Source organism: Clostridium paridis (assembly GCF_016765615.1).
GTDB lineage: Bacteria > Bacillota > Clostridia > Clostridiales > Clostridiaceae > Clostridium_T > Clostridium_T paridis.
In genome coordinates, this window is record NZ_JAESWA010000010.1 from 112,436 (window position 1) to 131,767 (window position 19,332).

Below are 19,332 nucleotides of genomic sequence, written 5' to 3' on the forward strand. Positions count from 1 at the left end.
ATATTTTAACTAACTTTATATAGTTAAATCAATAATTACAGAAATAAGTTGAGGTTTTAATTTAATTAAGATATATTATTAGTTGAACTTCCAAGCAAGAATATATCTAGAAGAATATGGGGATAAAAAAATAATTTATAGATTAAATTTTTAATGGGGGGCTAACAAGAGATGGTTTTTAGAAAAACAGTTAAAACAGATATTGATGATATAATGAATATAATTAGTCAAGCTCAAGCTTATTTTAAAGAGCAAGGAATTGATCAATGGCAGAATAATTATCCAAGTGTTGAAACAATAAGTAATGATATCAATAACAACCATAGCTATGTATTATTAGAAGATGGTAATATTGTTGCAACAGCTGCAGTATCTTTTGATGGTGAAAAAACTTATGACACTATATATGAGGGGCAATGGGTTAGTAATAATGAATTTGCAGTTATTCATAGGATAGCAGTTCACAGCAAGTATAAAGGGTTGGGATTATCATCAGAGATTATTAAAAATGTAGAAGAGATTTGTTTAAATAAAGGTGTTTACAGTATCAAAGTAGATACACATGAAGAGAATTTATCAATGCAAAAGCTACTTAGGAAAAATGCCTTTAAGTATTGTGGAATAATTTACTTAGAGGATGGGAGTAAAAGAATAGCTTTTGAGAAAAGCCTATTATTATAGAAACAATAAAAAACCTACAAGGATTTAGGATAATTAAATCTATGTAGGTTTTCTTATGTATACATTTATATTAAGTTAATGTCGTACTGTTTAAGTAAAGTCATTATTGCATCATTTGGTTCAGATTCTGTAATGATACTATGAAAGTCAGATATATTGGAAAAGGTATATATTCCGTCTAAATTAAATCTTTCATTTGGTGCTAATAGAAATAACTCTTTAGATATTTTCATGATTGCTTTCTTAGTTCCAGCATCCTCAGATTCACCAGTACTAATACTTCCATCTCTTAAATCTATTCCACTACAACCTATAAATGCTTTATTACAACGGTAAAGTTTTATTTGTTCATTTGAATGAGAACCAATATTACCACCAACAAGGGGGTCGTAATCTCCACCTATAAAAATAACATGTATTTTAGAATCTAACTTTATCATTGATGATATCTCAACCATATTAGTAATCAATGTAATACTCTTATTATTTTGTGTAATTAGCTTTGCAAGAAAATAGGATATACTTGATGCATCTAGAAAAATCGTATCGCCTTCTTTTATTAACTCATATGCTTTTTGTGCAATTAACTCTTTTAAATCAGTATTTTTTTCAACTCGTTTAAAGAAACTTTCACCATTTACTATAGTTCTTTTTATGTTAATAGCGCCGCCATAAGTACGTTGAAGTAAGTTGTTTTTCTCTAGAACTTGGAGATCTTTTCTAATCATACTTTCACTTACGCCAAACAGAATACTTAAATCTTTTACTAATACCTTTCCATCTCTTTCTAATAGATCTAAGATGTGTTTATGTCTTTCTACAATAAACATAATTTCCTCCAATTTGTTCTCATTTGTTTCTATTTTAACAATTATAAAAGGATAATGCAATTAAATTAATTGACAAGTAGGAATAATTAAAATAAAATGATAGTAAATAGTAATAAGTAACAATGAATGAGAATATGCTATTAGGAGGATAAGAAGAAGTATGAAAAAAGCAGTATTTTTTGATATCGATGGAACTCTAATTGATTGTTTAAATGGATTAACAGATATTACTCCTAGAGTAAAAAAGGCTATACGTAAGCTTCAAGAAAGAGGAGATTATGTTTTCCTGGCTACAGGTAGACCATATGCTTTTCTAAATGAAGCATTACTAAACTTTGGATTTAATGGTTTTGTGCTTACAAATGGATCATATGTAAAACTTGATGATAAGTGTATATATAAAGAAGCTATTAAAAAAGAAACTGTAAAAGAATTAGTAGGTAAATTTGAAGAACTTAATATTGAATATATATTGCAGGGTGAAGAATATTCTTATATTAAAAATACACATAGAAAGCTGCATTCATTTTACGATTCTTATAAAATTTCTAAAAAATATTTAGAAGGAAATTATGTTCTTGATGAAGTGGACACATATAAAATTGAAATGTTATGCAAGGATCAGAAAAGTATAGATTATTGTTTAACCTTGGGTAAGGATAGTTTTGACTATATGCATGACCTAGAAGAAGGTTCTTTCGAGTTATATTCTAAAACTAATTCAAAGGCATCAGGAATTCTAAAGGTATTAGAGTATTTAAATATTCCTATAGAGAATAGTTATGCTTTTGGTGATGGGAAAAATGATATAGAAATGTTATCTACAGTTGGCTGCGGAATAGCTATGGGGAATGCTGATGATTACGTAAAGGGTTATGCAAAAAAAGTTACTGATACAGTACAAAATGATGGAGTAGCATTAGAAATAGAAAAATTTATTTTATAGTAATTTAATAAATAGCCTTCAACTATGATTGATGGCTATTTATTTTGCTTTTCTAAACTTTAAAGGAGTCTTTCCATATGTTTTTTTAAACATTTTAGAAAAGTTTGCAGAGTAATTGTAACCTACTTCTCTTGCAATATTTTCAATGCTTAAATCTGTTGTAGATAGAAGATTCGCAGCAATGGTCATTCTAATATGATTTGTATAGTCCCCAATGGACATATGATAATGTTTTGAGAATCCAGCCTTTAGTTTTTGCTCATTTAAATACACAATCTTACTTAAGGTTTCTATACTAGGAGGATTGCTGTAGTTTTCTGATATAATATCATGAGCTTTTTGAATAGCTCTGATATCAGAAGCAGTTAATTTTATTATTCTATCCTTACCAATATAAATATTCCCATAGTTAATTTGATTAGTAAAAGCATTTTCGGAAGATTTACTAACCTCATTATTCAAAATCGCAATGCACTCCAAGATTTTAGATTCTAAGTAAATTGAATTTAAAGAATTTTCATTAACCAAACTTTGTAGCTGGTGAATAATTCTCACTATTTCCATAGGAAGATAAGTATAAGTATAATTTGTAATAAAAGCCTGTAAATCCATTATGTTTGGAAAATTAGGTTTAATTATATCTGTAAAATATTTTTCGTGTATAGTTATTTCAATTCCGTGATAATGTTGCCCTTTTTTCCAGTTTTGATGACCCTTTAAATCTTTTTCAACAACGAAGAAATAGGAAGGGGTAAAAGAAGAAATTGGGTTATTCTCAAGTTTAAATTCAGTAATCCCTTTATAAACAAGCCCAAAGCGCATTAAAAGCTCTGGATTGTCAAAAGACAAAGAAAAATTCTGGGGTATAGTATAGTCTGCAATACCTAAATCATAATAACCTTCTCTAGAATAACTAATGAAGTAACCCAGTTCAGGTCTATTTTTATTTGTATATAAAGTATAATTGTCATCCTCAAAACTACTAAAGTCTAACTTTTTCAAAACAACCGATTTAAACTCTTCACTGGACCTTACGACCATAAGAACACCCCCTATATAGAATAATAAGATTATAGTAAATAATAATTAAATACACAAGAAAATAATTATATTAGATGTAAAAATAATTATATTAGATGTAAAAATAATTAAATATGGTGTCACTATTGAAATGAGAATGAATATCATGTACACTTACGATAGTTGATAATCAATATCATATAGGATATGAAAAGGAGATATAAAATGAGAAAAACTTCATTACTAAAAAAACTTTTATTAGGTTGTATGACAGCTATGTTATTCGTTGGTTGTTCAAATACAAGTTCATCCACTGTAAAAGAGGAAGCAAAGACAGTTAAAGTAACTGATGTTAAAGGAGAGGTAGAAATACCTGCAAAACCTGAAAGAATAGTAGACTTAAGCGGTAATAGTGATATTTTATCTATTTTGGGATATAAGGTAGTAGGAACTGCAAACAGTGATGCCTATGATTATAAAAAATTCCCTACATATCTAGAAGATACATTAAAAGGTGCAACAATAGTAGGATATAGCATGCAAGACACTATGGATGTTGAAGCAATAATGAATTTAAAACCAGATTTAATTATAATTTCAACTGTACAAGAAAAAATGTATGATCAATTAAAAGAAATAGCACCAACAGTTATGATTAAATTAGAAGCTTTAAACTGGAAAGATGACGTAAAGGCATTCGCGAAAGTTTTCAATAAAGAAGATGCAGCAAATACATGGTTAGAAAACTATGATAAGAAAGCCAAAGAAGCAGGAGAAAAAGTTAAAGAAGCTCAAGGAAAAGATACATCTTACTTATCATTCTTAGCTAGTGGTGGTCAATTCTATGTATTTGATGGAGCTGGATTCGGAAGTGTTTTATATGAGGATATGAAGCTAAAGAAGCCTGAAGGTATGCCAGAACAAAAGGATATAAGTCTACCAGTTGTAACCTATGAAGGATTAGCAAAAATAAAAGCAGATCATATATTTGTTTTAGCAACTGCTGATGACTTAAAAACTCTTGAAGGAAATGCAATATGGAATAGCTTGCCTGCAGTAAAAGCGGGTAAGATAACTAAATTAACTGCATCACCTTACTTTAATCAAGGCTATAGTCCTATTGGAAGAGAAAAACTTTTAAATGAAATTGTGGAGAAGTTGAATGCAAAATAGTAATAAAAATACAATAACTTTTATGGTTTGTAGTATTTTTGTTCTAATAATTGGGTTGTTCCTAGCTATAAGTCTAGGAGCTACCCATATTGGTATTTCTGAAATATGGCACAGTATTTTTAACTATAGTGAAAAGCTGGAGCTAGTGTTAATTAGAGATGTTCGTATACCTAGAGCTCTCTGTGTGCTTTTAACAGGAGGAGTTTTAGGAGTAACAGGAGCGATGATTCAAGGAGTTACAAGGAACCCAATTGCAGAACCTTCACTTCTTGGAGTAAGTCAAGGAGCAACTTTAGTTGTTGCTATCTTTTATGCTATCGGAATTTCAATAAATACTACAAATGTTATGATAGCTTCATTAATTGGAGCGGTTTTTAGCGGGGTTATAGTAATAGGTTTTATGTCGCGGAAAGCAAATAATAGCTCAATTACAAAAATATTATTAGCAGGAACTGCTATGAGTACTTTTTTTATTTCACTAACAACTATCGCTGGGCTTTTATCGAATAAATCTCAGTTCATTGCATTCTGGGTGGCAGGTGGCTTTAGGAGTGCAACTTGGGAAGATTTTATTTTGGTTTCAGTAGTTGGGATAGTAGGTTTAATAATAGCAATATTGCTTTCAAAGAAAATAAATGTACTAAGTTTAGGGGATGATGTGGCTATAAGCTTAGGGGAAAATCCTGAAAGAATAAGACTTATAGCTTTACTAATTATGATACCAATGTGTGCTGCAGCAGTAGCAGTAGGTAAAAACATTGGTTTTGTTGGTCTTATAATTCCTCAAATTGTTAGAAAAGTATTAGGAGAAGATTATAGAAAGATAATACCTGCATCTTTTTTATTAGGAGCAGTACTTCTAACCTATTCTGATATTGCTGCAAGAATGATAAATAATCCCTATGAAACTCCAATAGGAATATTTACTGCTTTAATAGGTGTACCATTCTTTGTAGCTGTAGCAAGAAAGGAGAAAGGCTAATATGAAGAAAAGAAGTTTTAAAATAACTGCACTAGTATTATTAAGTCTAGCTCTTTTAGCGTTTATCTTTTATTTAGGATGGGGTAGTTATAAAATTGGACCTTCAGATATTATAAAAACTTTACTTGGACAAGGAACAAAGCTACAAAAGACAGCTCTAATAAATATTAGACTTCCAAGAATGCTTGTTGGGATTTCAGTTGGCGTAGCATTTGCAACCGCAGGAGCATTACTTCAAACCATAACGAAAAACGAGCTAGCTGATTCTTCAATAATAGGAATTAATGCAGGTGCAGCAGTGGTAGCTGTTATTTTTATCTCATTAAAAACTGTAGATTATTATAGTGAACTTGGGACTTTATCTGTTTATGTGCTTCCTTTTATGGCTATTTTAGGTGCTGGGATTACAGCGATAGCAATTTATATTTTATCTGGGAGAAGTAAAATTAGGCCACGAAGATTACTGCTTATAGGCCTTGGAATAAACGCAGGATTAAATGCTTTTATTACCTTCTTTACTTTTAAAGGTGGAGTTGGCGATTACAATAGAGTATTGATATGGATATCAGGAAGCCTGTGGGGTTCTGGTTGGAGCTATGTAAAGATAATAATGCCATTAGTATTATTTATGTTTAGTCTAGTAGTATTAAATCATAAGAAATTGGATGTTCTTAATTTATCTGATGAGCATGGAATTTCTCTAGGACTAAACTTAAACAAGGAAAGAAAGAAGTTTTTAACTTATGCAGTTATACTTGCAGGTGGAGCTACTGCCTTTGCAGGAAATGTAGGATTTATAGGGTTAATATGTCCACATATTGCTAGAAAATTAGTTGGACCATACCATAAAAATTTTTTAATTGTATCTGCCCTTATAAGTGTAATAATAATTTTATTTGCTGATGCAGTATCAAGAAATTTATTTTCCCCTATTGAAATACCGGTGGGTATTACAATCTCAATACTCGGAGTACCATATTTTATTTATTTGATGATGAAGGAGAACTAGATGGAAGCTATAAGTGTAAAGAATTTATCTGTAGCCTATGAAAATAATTTAATAATAGATAACATGAATCTTTCAATTCCAAAGGGAGAAATAAGTATTATAATAGGCTCCAATGGATGTGGTAAGTCAACTCTTTTAAAGACTATAGCAAGAGTAATAAAGCCTAAAAGTGGCGATATTTTTATAAATGATAAGAATATAAAAAGTCAGAAAGAAAAACATATAGCAACACAAGTTGCCTTTTTACCTCAAGGACCAGTCTGTCCAAATGGAATTACAGTTAAGGAGCTAGTTACATATGGAAGATTCCCACATCAAAAAATGATAGGGGGCCTTAACAGCCATGATAAAGAAATTGTGGAATGGGCTATTGAAGAAACTGGACTTAAGGATTTTGCCGATAGGCAAGTAGAAAATTTATCTGGTGGACAAAGACAAAGAGCATGGATAGCTATGACTTTAGCACAAGAAACAGACATAATTATGCTAGACGAGCCAACAACTTATTTAGATATGTCTTATCAATTAGAGGTGCTTGAAGTATTAGAAAGATTAAATAGAAAAAAGAATATTACAGTTGTTATAGTACTTCATGAATTAAATAATGCCTGTAGGTTTGCTAGTAATATTATCGGACTTAAGAAAGGTAAGGTTATTTGTGAAGGTATTCCTAAGGAAGTTATAACAAAAGAGAACTTAAAAGAAATCTATGGAATCGATGTTAAGTTACAATTAAGTGAAGATGGAAGTTATCCTATTTGTGTAGACTATGAACTTATAAGAGGACAAAATGAAAAATAAAAACTTTATTATAGTGGTTATTGGACAGATAATTTCTTTGTTTGGCAATGCTATCCAAAGATTTTGTATGTCCTTATATATTTTAAATTTAACAGGAAGTGCTGCAATTTTCTCAGGGATATTAGCAATATCAACTATTCCATACATATTATTTGCGCCTATTGCAGGATTATTAGCAGACACAGTAAATAGGAAAAAGATAATGGTTTGTCTTGATTTCTTTAGTGCGGCCTTAATGAGCATATATTCATTGATACTAATAAGTGGGAAAGATAACACAATAATAGTAGCTATCGTAATGTTTATGCTATCTATTATCTATACTTTATACACTCCTTCCGTCACAGCCTGTATTCCTCAAATTGTAGAAAAGGAACAGTTAGCATCAGCTAATGGAGTAATTCAACAGGTTGGGTATGTGGTTAACTTAGCTGCACCTATAGCAGCAGGACTATTATATAGTTTTATAGGGATAAAAATAGTTGTAATACTAAATGCAGTTAGCTTCTTAATATCAGCTATTATAGAATTGTTTTTAGATATTCCGAATCTAGAAATAAAACAAAAGTTTAAGAATCCTCTTTTTGAATCTATTAAGGAAATGAAAAAAAGTTTCATATATTTAAAAGAAAAAAAGAAAGTTGTATTAGGAGCTATATTTTCTTATGCCCTTACTAATATTTTTGTAGTTCCGGTTTTAAGTGTTGTGTCTCCGTATTTTATTAATGTAAAATTAAACATGCCATCAAGTATCTATGGCTATATAGAAGCAATATTTGTTCTAGGAATGATAATAGGAGGTATGTTAATAACCTTCAGACCTAGATCATTTAAAATGAAGATGATACATAGAACAATGTATCCAATGATAATAGCTATGGTAACAATGGGAATAGCAGCAGGATTAAGTACAGATAATAAACTAATAACCTTAGGGCTTTATTCTATAGGGGGGCTTGGAATAATGTTATCATTATCTTTATCAAATATTATTTCATTAACTTATATACAACAAGAAGTAAGAGAAGATATGCTAGGAAAAGTAAGTGCATTTTCAACAGCAGTTGCTACAGCAAGTGTTGCACCAGGACAAGTAATATATGGACAGTTGATAGATATTAATTTAGGTATTTCTACCATATTAATAATAACTTTTATATTTAGTATAGGAGTAGTAAATTATATAAAGTGGAATGCTAGTAATATAGAATAACATATCCGCATAGTTTATCTCAGTTTATTGATAAAATGGTATAAAATGTATTCGAAAATAAATAATATTTTAATATTTTGATTAAAATATTAAAAAAAGCATAAATATTTGTGTAGTAAAAGGTTGAAAAAGATAGTATTATATAAAAATCATGATATAATTATGGTTGTGAAATTTTAAAGGAGGTACATCTTATGAGTAATAAGTTATCAAAAGATGCATACGGTGGTGTAGCTGGTAAGAACTATGTTCCTTATGTTTCTAGCGGATCAAAATCTGGTGGAAACGTTGTCGTATTAATAATCGGTATTATTTTGGCTGCTTTATTTGCAGCATCAACAGCTTATTCAGGTATGAAATCAGGACTTACAGTTGCCGCTGGTATACCAGGGTCTATAATAGGTTCTGGATTTATAGCTGCATTTGCTAAGAAAAAAGGCATACTTGCTAAGAACTTAGTGCAAGGTATGGCAAGTGGCGGAGAATCTGTTGCTAGTGGTGTAATATTCGTATTACCTGCAGTTCTTTTAATAGGTTCTAAGGTTACTTTCATAGAAGGCTTTGGCGTTGGAGCAGCTGGAGTTTTATTCGGACTTGGAATTGCTTCCCTTGTTTATAACTATTTAATAGTTGAAGAACACGGTAAATTAATGTATCCAGAATCAATGGCTATATCTGAAACACTAGTTGCTTCAGAAGGCGCTGGAGAGTCAATGAAGTTCATGGGAATTGGTTTTGGAATAGGTGGTATTATAACTGTTATAACTAGTGCATTTATGAATCTAGTAAACAACGTTATAAGCTATGTAAATGAAACTTTCTACAAGTGGAAACTTGAAGTTGAAGTTAACCCAATGTTATTAGGTATAGGATTCATAGTTGGAATGGAGGTTTCTGTAACAATGTTTGCAGGATCAATATTATCTAACTTTGGTATTATGCCATTAATAGGTTACTTTGCAGGTCTTGGAAAAGATGGAGCAAATGTATGGAATAATCCTGATGTTGCTATAAATGCTATGCAAGTTAAACATATAGCAGGAAGTTATGTTAAATATATCGGAGCAGGTATGATGCTTTCTGGTGGTTTAATAGGAGCTATAAAGCTTATTCCAACTATAATATCATCTATAAAAGAAACTCTTAATGCTAAGTCCTCAAATAATGGCAAGAACTCTTCTTTTGCAGTAATAGTATTACTTGCTGGTATAGTATTAGGTTTTGTAGCTGGATTCATAGCTTCTAATGGTAATGTAACAATGGCAATACTTGCATCTATTTTATCATTATTCTTATCATTACTTTTTGTTATAGTTTCTGGTCGTTTAACTGGTACTATAGGAACTTCAAATCTTCCTGTATCAGGTATGACTATAGCTTCTATAGTTATTGTAACATCATTATTTGTTGCAATGGGATGGAAAAACCCAGAGAGCAATAAATCATTACTTTTATTTGGTACATTTATTGTAACTGCTATTTCTGTAGCAGGTGGTTACTCACAATCACAAAAGGTTACTTTTGTAATTGGTGGAGACAAAAATGAGATGGATAAGTACTTTGCAATAGCAGGAGTACTTGGTGTTGCAGTAGTTGTTGGAACTATATTATTACTTTCAAATCAACTTCAAATGACAGGTGATAATGTTCCATTTGCATTACCTCAAGCAAACTTAATGTCTACATTAACTGCTGGTATTATGTCTGGTAAATTACCTTGGGTTATGATAATTGTAGGTGTTGTAATGGGAATAGTACTATTCTTATTAAACCTTCCTATAATGGCAGTTGCAATAGGATTCTATTTACCAATATCTACAACTACTATAATATTAATAGGAGCATTAGTTCGTTTATTTGTAGAAAAAACTTCTAAGTCTGATAAAGAAAAAGAAGCTAAAGTCTCTAATGGTATTAGTTTATCTTCAGGACTTGTTGCTGGAGCTTCTATATTAGGACTTATAGGAATAATATTCCAAGTGACAGGACTTGTAACAGGAAGTGGCCCAAGTGGGTTTGCTGCTACTAACGGAATGGCATATGTAATATTAGTAGTACTAGTAATAGCTACTATAATTCCTATATTAAGAACTAAGGTAAAAGATGCTGAATAATAACGAAGATGTTTTAAATATAATATATAAGATATCTGACAACTTAGAATATGAGGTAGATGAAGAAAACATTGTGACTATACTTATGAAACAAGATCATAAGGTACAAAAGTTCTTTAGAAAGCTTAAGTTCAGGATTCCAGAGTATAAAAAGATCTCTTTAGATGAATATGGAAGTTGGATATTTTTACAGATAGATGGCAATAGAAACATAAAAGATATAGGAGAAAGTCTAGAAGCAAAGTACGGTGATAAAGTTCATCCGCTTTATGAAAGGCTATTATTATTCTTAAATCATATAGATGTTAATTGTCACTATATAGAAAAAGTAAATTATTAATACAAAAGAGCATTTTCCTATGTTAGGAAAGTGCTCTTTACTTTTTTTATTGCCCATTCAACAGCTTCTCTACTATTTCCAAATTCCTCATTTGTATTGCTAACATATGAATACCCCTCTTTATCATCTACAGCTTCAATGAACAATTCCTTTACTCCATCAGTGATAGTTATCTCACCTTTTGTTTCAAGGGTATCTATTAGGTTATTAGCCATTGTATTGTCTTTTTCCATGTGGCAACTCCTTTCCATAGTTATAAAGTTATAATTCTACAAATCCTATAATTTATAACTTCTTTTTAATTTTAGGTGGAAAAGATAAGTTTAATATAAAGCGGAGTTAGAATTATAAAACATTAGAGATATTTCACATACTGGGTTAAAAGTATTATAATGGTAATAATGAAAAGGATATAAAAATAAGGAGAGTAATTATGAAAGCTATGATTAATAAAAAAACAATTGTAGTAACAGCCCTAGTTTTATCATTACTTTTTGTTGGATGTTCAAAGGCAGCTGATAAGTCAGATTCTGCTTCTAACGAGAACAATAAGAATAGTACTAGTACAACTTCGGAAGATTCTAATGCAGGTAAAAGTACAACAGAAAATAATAGTAAAAAAAATAATAATAATAAATCAAGTCAGACAGCTACACAAAAGGCATCAGCATCTTCTCAAGAAATACAAGATATAACTAAAAAGGTTAAGGATTATATTAACGGTGATCAAGGAAATAAGCCAGAATATCAAAAAATGCACTGGAGTAAGACCTTTTTAAATAAGGTTGATTTTGTAACTTTATATAAGAATTATCTAAATAATGGGGGCAAGAAGGGCGACGTAGAAAGTTTTGCAGCATATATAACACTAAATGCACCTATTCAAAGTGATTGGCAAGAGATGTTTAAAAAAGATTTATATGATACCTATGGAGAAAAAGTTGTTAGAATAGAGAAGGTACAGGGTGATGGTGACGTATATCAAGCCTATATAATGAAAGATGGAAAAGAAGTGCCGTATGTTGGAGTATACGCAAGGACTGGATACTTTCATGGATAAGTATTAAATAAGAAGGAAAATGTATTCACTTATTAGAGTGCATTTTCCTTCTTGTTTATTATATTTATAAGTCATATTCAAAAATATTTATTTCACTACTATTTTCATATAGTTCACGCACCCAGGTGCACCAGCGAAGACCATTTTCCGCATCTGAGATGGCCTTTTTAAGAGTGATATATCTGCCAAATCCAGTAGTATTTGTAGTTAATAACTTACCACTGTAAAATTCTCTAAGATGTTCAATACGCTCTGTGCAGTATTTGATTCTGCTTTTATACATATTCTCTCTTTCTGTAAGAAGTTTATCTATTCCGGATGAATCTAAAACATGCATACAATATACCTTAAAGAAAAACTCATCTTTGGTAACTGGCGCGTCAGTAGGAGATTTGAGCCATAGTTTTACAGCATTAAGTCCTTTTTCTGTAAGTGAATATATTTTTTTATCTGGCTTATCTGATTGTCTAATTAATGAAAAGGTCACGTAACCTTCTTGCTCAAGTTTCCCGAGTAGTGGATAGATTCTACTATGAGTAGTGTGCCAAAAAATATTAGCCCGGTTAGTTAAATCATATCCAGAAAGAGATTCATTGATTAATAAGCCTAAAAGACCATATGATAAGGTATTCATAAGATATCCCTCCATTATGTACACATTGACATATAGATAAAAAATTAATATTATATATTATTATATGTACAAATTGACATATAAGCAATAGATGTTTCATTGGAGGACTTAATGAGAATTATTCAAAAAAATACTAAATCAAATGGGTCAATGTTATCAGGAATCTTTCTTGCAGCTTTTTTAGCAACTTTAGGCACAAGTGCAGTTAATATTGCGCTTACAGCCTTTATGCAGGATTTTAATACAGATTTAAATACAGCTAAATGGACATTAACTGGTTTCATGTTAGCTATGGGTACAGTTGCTCCTCTTACAGGTTATTTAGGTCAAAAATTTAGTAATAAGAAAGTTTATTTATACGCTATTATTGGATATACTTTAGCATCTGCCTTTTGCGCGTTTGCATGGGGGAGTACATCACTTATTGCTTTTAGAATTTTACAAGGATGTTTTAGTGGTCTTATTGCACCTACTGCAATGACTATAATTTATCAAAGCATACCAAAGGAAAAGCAAGCTTTTGCAGTAAGCTTATGGAGCTTGGCAGCTTATCTTGCTCCAGCTTTTGGGCCGACACTAAGTGGGTGGTTAATTGAAACTTTTAGCTGGAGAGCTATATTTGTTATAAATATTCCTATAGGGATTATTTCTGCAATAATGATTAAGTTCTTTGTACCATATTATAAGATGGATAAAGCTAAAAGGTTTGATGCTATTGGTTTTGCAACAAGTATTTTCTCAAGCTTAATGCTTTTAATAGCCTTCAGCGAAAGCTCTACATGGGGATGGAGTTCCCCTAAGACAATTTCACTTATGTCAATAGGTATGGTAATTTTGGCGGTGTTTATATGGAGAGAGCTACACTTTAAGTTTCCTATACTTAATATTAGAGTGTTTAAGTATACAAGATATACCATGAGTGTTATTGTAAGTTGTATAATAACAATAGCACTTTATGCAGGATCATTACTAACACCTTTATTTCTTCAAAATGTACAGCATGAAACAGCATTACAAGCAGGACTTATTTTGCTTCCAGCTTCGTTAGTTATGGCATTAATAATGCCTTTAGTAGGTAAACTATATAATTATGTTGGACCACGTATACTAATATTCACAGGAATTTCCTTGATTGCTTTAGGTTCGTGGGAAATGGCACATTTAACGATGAATACAGCTTCTTCATATATAGTATTTTGGATGATTGTAAGAAATATAGGGATTTCATTATCTACAATGCCATCAACAAATTCAGGTATGTCAGCAGTACCTCGTGAGGTGAGTGGTGATGCATCTTCTGTTAACAATTGGATAAGGCAAGGATTGGCATCTTTATCTATAGGAATATTTACTTCATTACTTACAGTAAGAACGGCTTTTCATGCGAAGAGTATTGCTGTATTAAATCCAGGCGATAAATTGTTGCAACTTAAGTCCTTTACATTAGCAGTAAATGATATTTATAAAATATCTACAGTTATAATTTTGATAGCCATTCCTATAAGTTTCTATTTAAAAAAGGAAAGTAAGTCTAAAGTTATTATTGAAGATATAGAAGAAAGTGTAGCGTAATATGATATGAAAACAAAAGCTCTTACCTAGAAAGTTGGTAAGAGCTTTTTACTTTATAGAATTTTTAAGTTTTAAAATAAAAAAAACACTTGTTAGATAACAAATGTTTTGCTATTGACGTAACAAAATTAAAGTGATACACTAGATTTAGCGCCACTTTAATGAGTTGAATATAATTCCCTAACTATATTATACAACTCAGAAAAAGCAATGTCAATAGATTTGATAATAAATTTCTTAAATTATTTTTTTAAGGGGGCAATATTATGAACAGAAATGATTTTGAATGGAAACTTGAAGATCAATGGCTACAAACAGTACTTAATGAGGCTCAGAGGCAATTAAGAGAAAACAATGATTTTAAAGAGAAATTTAGAAAGGAAGCTATTGAAACACAAAGGCAACTATGGCAAGATGTAGGTTCAATTTCGATTTCAAATGGATTAGAACAAGTTGTAGAATTTATGGAGTTCATTGGAACAATGAAAAGACAGAAGAGAACTCATGAGTTTACTAGAAAGATTCAAGAAAAATACGAGAGAATGATTTTATCGCCTTATTTCGGAAGAATCGACTTTGCCGAAAAAGGAGAAGAAAAAGCTGAAAAATATTATATTGGAGTTTCAAATCTTATTAATGATGACTATGATTTCCTAGTATACGATTGGAGAGCTCCTATTTCTAGTATATTTTATGATTATGAAATCGGAAAAGCAAAATATGAATGCCCTGAAGGAACTGTAGAAGGTGAACTTAAGCTAAAGAGACAGTATAAGATTAATAATGGTAAAATCGAGTATATGTTTGATAGCAATCTGACAATAGATGATGAGATACTTCAAGGTATGCTGAGTAAAAATACTGATAGTAAGATGAAGACTATAGTAACAACTATTCAAAGAGAACAAAATAGAGTCATACGTAATGAAGAGTTCAAAAATTTGATAGTTCAGGGGCCAGCAGGAAGCGGAAAAACATCTGTTGCACTTCATAGAATTGCCTATTTACTTTATAAACATAGAGATAGAATTACTCCACAAAATATAATAATATTCTCACCTAATGAAATTTTTAATGACTATATATCTAATGTATTACCTGACCTTGGAGAAGATAATATGTGCCAAACAACATTTAAAGAATATATGCATAATGCCTTAGGAAATGGCATTAAGAAGGAAGATTACTGTGAAATGATGGAATATATCTTGGGGTCAAAGAAGGAAGCAGGCTATGAAGAAAGAATCACCAACATAAAATATAAGTCTTCATTAGAATTTGTGGATACTTTAAAGCAATATGCAGACTATATTGCTAAAATGGATAGAAATTTTAAAGATATCATTTTGGGTGATAGGTTAATAATTTCTTCGGAGGAATTACAAGAATTATTTTTTAAAGATTATATTAAGCTTCCACTAAAAAGGAGACTTCAAAAGATAAAAGAAAGAATCTTATTTCTAATAGAACCTTATGAGAAACAAAGAGTAGAAGAAGTGTCTAGTGAACTTAAAGACTCAGGTAACTATATAGATAAAATAGAAATTATGGAGCGTGGTTTAGCTATTGCTAAGAGTGAAACGAAAGGTTTATATGATGAAATAAATATGATGACAAGATTTGATTTAGCTGAAATTTATAAAGGCTTTTTTGATAGCCTAGAGACATTCGCTAATATTTTAAATTCGCAGTATGATAAGAAGAAAATAAAAGAGATTAAAAGATATTCATTAGAAAATTTGAGGGCCGGAAAACTTAATTATGAAGATCAGACACCACTTTTATATTTAAAAGGCATACTGGGAGATCTACCAAGAACCTCAGAAATCAAATATGTAATAATTGATGAGGCTCAGGACTACACTCCACTTCAATATGAAATTCTCTATCAGCTTTTTAATCATGCAAATATGACTATACTAGGTGATTTAAATCAGTCTATTAATCCATTTATGAATGTTGGGGATTATAATAATATTTCAAGAATATTTCCGAAAGAGAACACTTGTATAATAAACCTAACTAAGAGTTATAGATCAACTATGGAAATCACCAAATTTGCAAGACGACTACTTAATAAGGAAATTGATGATGAATGTGTAGAAAGAAGTGGAGATAAACCTTCAATACTTGGGTTCGATAATGAAGAAAAGATAAGAGAAAAACTTCTTTATGATATAAAAAGAAATAAGAATGAGGGATATAAATCCATTGGAATTATAACAAGGACAGCAAAAGAAACCGAAGAGGTATACAGTTTTTTAAAAGATAAGATAAATGTGAAGGTTATACTGAAAGATGATGATGAGTATGTAAGTGATACTCTAGTAATCCCAGCTTATCTTGCAAAAGGGTTAGAGTTTGATGTAGCGCTTATTTATAATGCTGGAGATGAAAATTACAGTTCAGAAGAGGAAAGGTTGTTACTTTATACAGCATGCACTAGGGCTCTACATGTTTTATGCATTTACTATTCAGGTGAATGCACACCATTGCTAAATGAATCATTTTAGGTTTAGGTATTTGAAATTATATTTAATTTAAGGAGGATATTATATGATTCCAGAAAATAAACTAATTGCTGTTAAAAATGCACTACAAGAAACCTTTGGAGTGAATGAATTTGAAGATATCCAGGAGATGACTGCAGGGCTATCATCTGCACTTGTTTTTAGAATTGTTGTTAAAGGCAAATCATATTTACTTCGCATAATAACCAGAGATGATGCAATGGGAGATCCAACTCATCAATTTACTTGTATGAAATCTGCCGCTGATGCAGGTCTAGCACCAAATATAAAATATTTAAATATACAAGATAGAATTTCTATAACAGATTTTGTGGAAACACAGCCATTTTCCTTAGATGAAGCAAAGACTTTTTTACCAGAGGTACTTCATAAGCTTCATTCTTTGTCACCATTTCCAAAGACAATAAACTACATTGATTCTATGGATAGCTTTGTTCAGAGATTTCAAGATGCAAAGATAATTCCTGAGAATATTACCAAAGAGATTTTTGAGCAGTATAAGCGAATTAAGAATGTTTATCCAAGTAATGATGATGATTTTGTTTCTTGTCATAATGATTTAAAGCCAGAAAATATTCTTTATGATGGAGAGAAAGCTTGGCTTGTAGATTGGGAAGCAGCTTTTTTAAATGATCGATACGTAGATTTAGCTGTTGTTGGAAATTTTGTAATAAGAAATGAACAAGATGAAATAGACTTTCTAAGTATTTATTTTGGGGAAGAATTGAATGAATACAGGCATGCGCGATTTTTTCTAATGAGTCAAATGATGCATATATTTTATTTTGCTCTATTTATGCAGATTGGGTCTAAAAGAAGACCAATTGATATTAATACTAAGAGACAAGATTTCAGAGAAATTCATGATAATATATGGGAAGGAAAAATCAATTTAACAGATAATGAAGCAAAATTGAACTATGCTTTAGCACACATGGATCAATTTATGCTTGATGTGAAAACAAAAAGATTCGAAGAATCATTGAAAATTGTTGCTGATTATAATTAATTTACAGGTAATGAAGAGAAAGGCACGGAAAAGAATAAAATTTTCCGTGTTTATTTATTGTATTAATTTGAATCTAAGCAAAAAAAGAAGAGCGTCAAATATATTTGACTACTATATCATTAAATGATATAGTATATTTAATGATATATCATTTAATGATATATGTAGAATAGGAAGGTGAGTTTTATGCCGAGAAAAGATTCAATTGATATTGGTGAACTTACAGATTCAGCTTTTTATATTCTATCTAGCGTTATTGAAGAAAAGCATGGGTACCTTATTATGAAGGAAATTGAGAAATTTACTAATAATGAAGTTGTTATCGGCCCAGCATCACTTTATACAACGCTTAAAAAGCTATTAAATGCAGAATTAGTAGAGCTAAGTTTAGAAACAGATGAAAATAAAAAAGTATATAAAATAACAGATAAAGGACGAGATATGCTCATAAATGAAATTGAGCGTAAAAAACAAATGATTAAATTCGCTGAAAATTTTTTAATTAGTAAGGAGGATAATCATGAAAAGTAAATATGTAATGATTGAGGGGCTTGCGTTTAATGAAGAAGGAGATATGAAAAGATTAAGTAAATATGCAAGTCAAGGATGGATACTTGAAAGCATAGTAGGAGGATTTGTTTATAAACTAAAAAAGGATAAACCTCAAAATATTGTATATAGTTTAGACTATCAAACAGAGGCAAATGAAGAGTATTTTGATATATTTAAAGAAGCTGGATGGAAACATGTTATTTCTTTAGGAAAACAAATGCATATTTTCTCAGCAGAATCAGGAACTAAACCAATTTATAGCGACAGAGAAACACAGATTGATAAATATGAAGATATAAGATTTCGAACAGGAAAAGCATCACTTTATTCTTCTATAGCTGGAGCATTATTAATAGGGTTATTAATTTTTTCTTTTATAGCTATGAGAGCTATATTTTTGCCGATTCTATGCTTATTAGTTATTGATATAGTTATCTTTATTTTTAACTTTATGTCATACGTAGCATATAATTCTAGAATTAAGCAGATAGAAAAAGATGGTGGGGTTAAAAGTGAAGCAATTAATAGTAAAGGATTGTGGAAATTATATATATTTATAGGTATTGCTTTTTTAGTACTAGGGATATTGGATCTTATTGATAAAAAATATCTTGGAGTACTTTCTGTAGCTGCAGGAGGTTTATATATTTATCTTAGTATAAATCACTATAAGAAATATAAGAAATATAAGAAATCTTAATAGCTATAAGCATATTAAAGTTTATTTAAGCAAAGATTAAGGAGCGTTTAAAATGAACTGAACCCATAATTTTAGACAATTTTTAATTAAGCTATCTTCAAGGACTGGAGCCTGTATTGAACAGGACTCAGTCCTTTTAGTTTGATCTTAATACGATTATTGTTG

The 19,332-nt window shown here is 30.5% G+C and carries 20 protein-coding genes; 15 read left to right on the top strand and 5 right to left on the bottom strand.

Annotated features, from left to right (window positions below):
- Nucleotides 1–171: 171 nt before the first annotated feature.
- On the top strand, nt 172–681 hold the full coding sequence (locus tag JK634_RS02105) for a GNAT family N-acetyltransferase (RefSeq protein WP_202765971.1): 510 nt from the start codon (nt 172–174) through the stop codon (nt 679–681).
- Nucleotides 682–746: 65 nt separating this feature from the next.
- Here JK634_RS02105 and JK634_RS02110 read toward each other — a convergent pair whose 3' ends face one another.
- Entirely contained in the window at nt 747–1,511 is a 765-nt protein-coding gene (locus JK634_RS02110; protein WP_202765972.1) for a DeoR/GlpR family DNA-binding transcription regulator, read from the bottom strand.
- Between the two features lie 160 nt (nt 1,512–1,671).
- On the opposite strand from JK634_RS02110, the gene JK634_RS02115 reads away from it, so the two are divergent.
- Nucleotides 1,672–2,457: an HAD family hydrolase gene (locus tag JK634_RS02115; protein WP_202765973.1), complete on the top strand. Its 786-nt coding sequence runs from the start codon at nt 1,672–1,674 to the stop codon at nt 2,455–2,457.
- Between the two features lie 39 nt (nt 2,458–2,496).
- Here the strand turns inward: JK634_RS02115 and JK634_RS02120 are convergent, their stop codons facing one another.
- Complete coding sequence (locus tag JK634_RS02120; protein ID WP_202765974.1) at nt 2,497–3,498, bottom strand: helix-turn-helix domain-containing protein; 1,002 nt, start codon at nt 3,496–3,498, stop codon at nt 2,497–2,499.
- A 204-nt stretch (nt 3,499–3,702) separates the two neighbouring features.
- On the opposite strand from JK634_RS02120, the gene JK634_RS02125 reads away from it, so the two are divergent.
- The 7 genes from JK634_RS02125 (at nt 3,703) to JK634_RS02155 (ending at nt 11,109) form a co-directional block, all read left to right on the top strand.
- Nucleotides 3,703–4,650, top strand: a complete 948-nt coding sequence (locus tag JK634_RS02125; protein ID WP_202765975.1) for an iron-hydroxamate ABC transporter substrate-binding protein — start codon at nt 3,703–3,705, stop codon at nt 4,648–4,650.
- Nucleotides 4,640–5,632 carry a FecCD family ABC transporter permease gene (locus JK634_RS02130; RefSeq protein WP_202765976.1) on the top strand — a complete coding sequence of 331 codons (993 nt, stop codon included), beginning with the start codon at nt 4,640–4,642 and terminating at the stop codon, nt 5,630–5,632. Before JK634_RS02125 ends, JK634_RS02130 begins: the two co-directional genes overlap by 11 nt.
- A gap of 1 nt (nt 5,633) precedes the next feature.
- Nucleotides 5,634–6,641, top strand: coding sequence for a FecCD family ABC transporter permease (locus tag JK634_RS02135; RefSeq protein ID WP_202765977.1), 1,008 nt, complete (start codon nt 5,634–5,636; stop codon nt 6,639–6,641).
- The gene (locus tag JK634_RS02140) at nt 6,642–7,442 is read left to right on the top strand and encodes an ABC transporter ATP-binding protein (protein WP_202765978.1); all 801 of its coding nucleotides are present in this window, start codon (nt 6,642–6,644) and stop codon (nt 7,440–7,442) included.
- Nucleotides 7,432–8,655, top strand: a complete 1,224-nt coding sequence (locus tag JK634_RS02145; protein ID WP_202765979.1) for an MFS transporter — start codon at nt 7,432–7,434, stop codon at nt 8,653–8,655. The genes JK634_RS02140 and JK634_RS02145 overlap by 11 nt, the downstream gene beginning before the upstream one ends.
- A 194-nt stretch (nt 8,656–8,849) precedes the next feature.
- Nucleotides 8,850–10,769 (top strand): OPT family oligopeptide transporter, encoded by a 1,920-nt coding sequence (locus JK634_RS02150; RefSeq protein WP_202765980.1) that lies wholly within the window; start codon nt 8,850–8,852, stop codon nt 10,767–10,769.
- Complete coding sequence (locus JK634_RS02155; protein ID WP_202765981.1) at nt 10,759–11,109, top strand: PqqD family peptide modification chaperone; 351 nt, start codon at nt 10,759–10,761, stop codon at nt 11,107–11,109. The genes JK634_RS02150 and JK634_RS02155 overlap by 11 nt, the downstream gene beginning before the upstream one ends.
- A 17-nt stretch (nt 11,110–11,126) precedes the next feature.
- Here JK634_RS02155 and JK634_RS02160 read toward each other — a convergent pair whose 3' ends face one another.
- Complete coding sequence (locus JK634_RS02160) at nt 11,127–11,342, bottom strand: hypothetical protein (RefSeq protein ID WP_202765982.1); 216 nt, start codon at nt 11,340–11,342, stop codon at nt 11,127–11,129.
- A 200-nt stretch (nt 11,343–11,542) separates the two neighbouring features.
- Here JK634_RS02160 and JK634_RS02165 point away from each other — a divergent pair, with 200 nt between their 5' ends.
- A complete protein-coding gene (locus tag JK634_RS02165; RefSeq protein ID WP_202765983.1) occupies nt 11,543–12,169 on the top strand; it encodes a hypothetical protein in 627 nt (208 codons plus the stop codon).
- 64 nt (nt 12,170–12,233) lie between these two features.
- On the opposite strand, the gene JK634_RS02170 is transcribed toward JK634_RS02165, so the two are convergent.
- Nucleotides 12,234–12,803 carry a PadR family transcriptional regulator gene (locus tag JK634_RS02170; RefSeq protein ID WP_202765984.1) on the bottom strand — a complete coding sequence of 190 codons (570 nt, stop codon included), beginning with the start codon at nt 12,801–12,803 and terminating at the stop codon, nt 12,234–12,236.
- 111 nt (nt 12,804–12,914) lie between these two features.
- Between JK634_RS02170 and JK634_RS02175 the strand changes: the two genes are divergently transcribed.
- From JK634_RS02175 to JK634_RS02195, 5 genes are all read left to right on the top strand, one after another.
- Nucleotides 12,915–14,375 (top strand): MDR family MFS transporter, encoded by a 1,461-nt coding sequence (locus JK634_RS02175; RefSeq protein WP_202765985.1) that lies wholly within the window; start codon nt 12,915–12,917, stop codon nt 14,373–14,375.
- Between the two features lie 266 nt (nt 14,376–14,641).
- Complete coding sequence (helD, locus tag JK634_RS02180) at nt 14,642–16,888, top strand: RNA polymerase recycling motor HelD (RefSeq protein ID WP_202765986.1); 2,247 nt, start codon at nt 14,642–14,644, stop codon at nt 16,886–16,888.
- A 43-nt stretch (nt 16,889–16,931) separates the two neighbouring features.
- Nucleotides 16,932–17,915, top strand: a complete 984-nt coding sequence (locus JK634_RS02185) for a phosphotransferase (RefSeq protein WP_202765987.1) — start codon at nt 16,932–16,934, stop codon at nt 17,913–17,915.
- Between the two features lie 186 nt (nt 17,916–18,101).
- Nucleotides 18,102–18,446, top strand: a complete 345-nt coding sequence (locus JK634_RS02190) for a PadR family transcriptional regulator (protein ID WP_202765988.1) — start codon at nt 18,102–18,104, stop codon at nt 18,444–18,446.
- Nucleotides 18,436–19,167: a DUF2812 domain-containing protein gene (locus JK634_RS02195; RefSeq protein WP_202765989.1), complete on the top strand. Its 732-nt coding sequence runs from the start codon at nt 18,436–18,438 to the stop codon at nt 19,165–19,167. Before JK634_RS02190 ends, JK634_RS02195 begins: the two co-directional genes overlap by 11 nt.
- An 86-nt stretch (nt 19,168–19,253) precedes the next feature.
- Here JK634_RS02195 and JK634_RS20690 read toward each other — a convergent pair.
- Nucleotides 19,254–19,332: IS3 family transposase (locus tag JK634_RS20690; RefSeq protein ID WP_202765996.1), on the bottom strand; the 79-nt coding region annotated here is incomplete at its 5' end.

What these genes read in the sequence shown, in the direction of transcription:
- JK634_RS02105 (WP_202765971.1), top strand. Translation starts at nt 172, where the DNA reads ATGGTTTTTAGAAAAACAGTTAAAACAGATATTGATGATATAATGAAT.
- JK634_RS02155 (WP_202765981.1), top strand. Translation starts at nt 10,759, where the DNA reads ATGCTGAATAATAACGAAGATGTTTTAAATATAATATATAAGATATCT.
- JK634_RS02140 (WP_202765978.1), top strand. Translation starts at nt 6,642, where the DNA reads ATGGAAGCTATAAGTGTAAAGAATTTATCTGTAGCCTATGAAAATAAT.
- JK634_RS02160 (WP_202765982.1), bottom strand. Translation starts at nt 11,342, where the DNA reads ATGGAAAAAGACAATACAATGGCTAATAACCTAATAGATACCCTTGAA.
- JK634_RS02170 (WP_202765984.1), bottom strand. Translation starts at nt 12,803, where the DNA reads ATGAATACCTTATCATATGGTCTTTTAGGCTTATTAATCAATGAATCT.
- JK634_RS02125 (WP_202765975.1), top strand. Translation starts at nt 3,703, where the DNA reads ATGAGAAAAACTTCATTACTAAAAAAACTTTTATTAGGTTGTATGACA.
- JK634_RS02115 (WP_202765973.1), top strand. Translation starts at nt 1,672, where the DNA reads ATGAAAAAAGCAGTATTTTTTGATATCGATGGAACTCTAATTGATTGT.
- JK634_RS02145 (WP_202765979.1), top strand. Translation starts at nt 7,432, where the DNA reads ATGAAAAATAAAAACTTTATTATAGTGGTTATTGGACAGATAATTTCT.
- JK634_RS02175 (WP_202765985.1), top strand. Translation starts at nt 12,915, where the DNA reads ATGAGAATTATTCAAAAAAATACTAAATCAAATGGGTCAATGTTATCA.
- JK634_RS02120 (WP_202765974.1), bottom strand. Translation starts at nt 3,498, where the DNA reads ATGGTCGTAAGGTCCAGTGAAGAGTTTAAATCGGTTGTTTTGAAAAAG.
- JK634_RS02195 (WP_202765989.1), top strand. Translation starts at nt 18,436, where the DNA reads ATGAAAAGTAAATATGTAATGATTGAGGGGCTTGCGTTTAATGAAGAA.
- JK634_RS02135 (WP_202765977.1), top strand. Translation starts at nt 5,634, where the DNA reads ATGAAGAAAAGAAGTTTTAAAATAACTGCACTAGTATTATTAAGTCTA.
- JK634_RS02190 (WP_202765988.1), top strand. Translation starts at nt 18,102, where the DNA reads ATGCCGAGAAAAGATTCAATTGATATTGGTGAACTTACAGATTCAGCT.
- JK634_RS02130 (WP_202765976.1), top strand. Translation starts at nt 4,640, where the DNA reads ATGCAAAATAGTAATAAAAATACAATAACTTTTATGGTTTGTAGTATT.
- helD (WP_202765986.1), top strand. Translation starts at nt 14,642, where the DNA reads ATGAACAGAAATGATTTTGAATGGAAACTTGAAGATCAATGGCTACAA.
- JK634_RS02185 (WP_202765987.1), top strand. Translation starts at nt 16,932, where the DNA reads ATGATTCCAGAAAATAAACTAATTGCTGTTAAAAATGCACTACAAGAA.
- JK634_RS02150 (WP_202765980.1), top strand. Translation starts at nt 8,850, where the DNA reads ATGAGTAATAAGTTATCAAAAGATGCATACGGTGGTGTAGCTGGTAAG.
- JK634_RS02110 (WP_202765972.1), bottom strand. Translation starts at nt 1,511, where the DNA reads ATGTTTATTGTAGAAAGACATAAACACATCTTAGATCTATTAGAAAGA.
- JK634_RS02165 (WP_202765983.1), top strand. Translation starts at nt 11,543, where the DNA reads ATGAAAGCTATGATTAATAAAAAAACAATTGTAGTAACAGCCCTAGTT.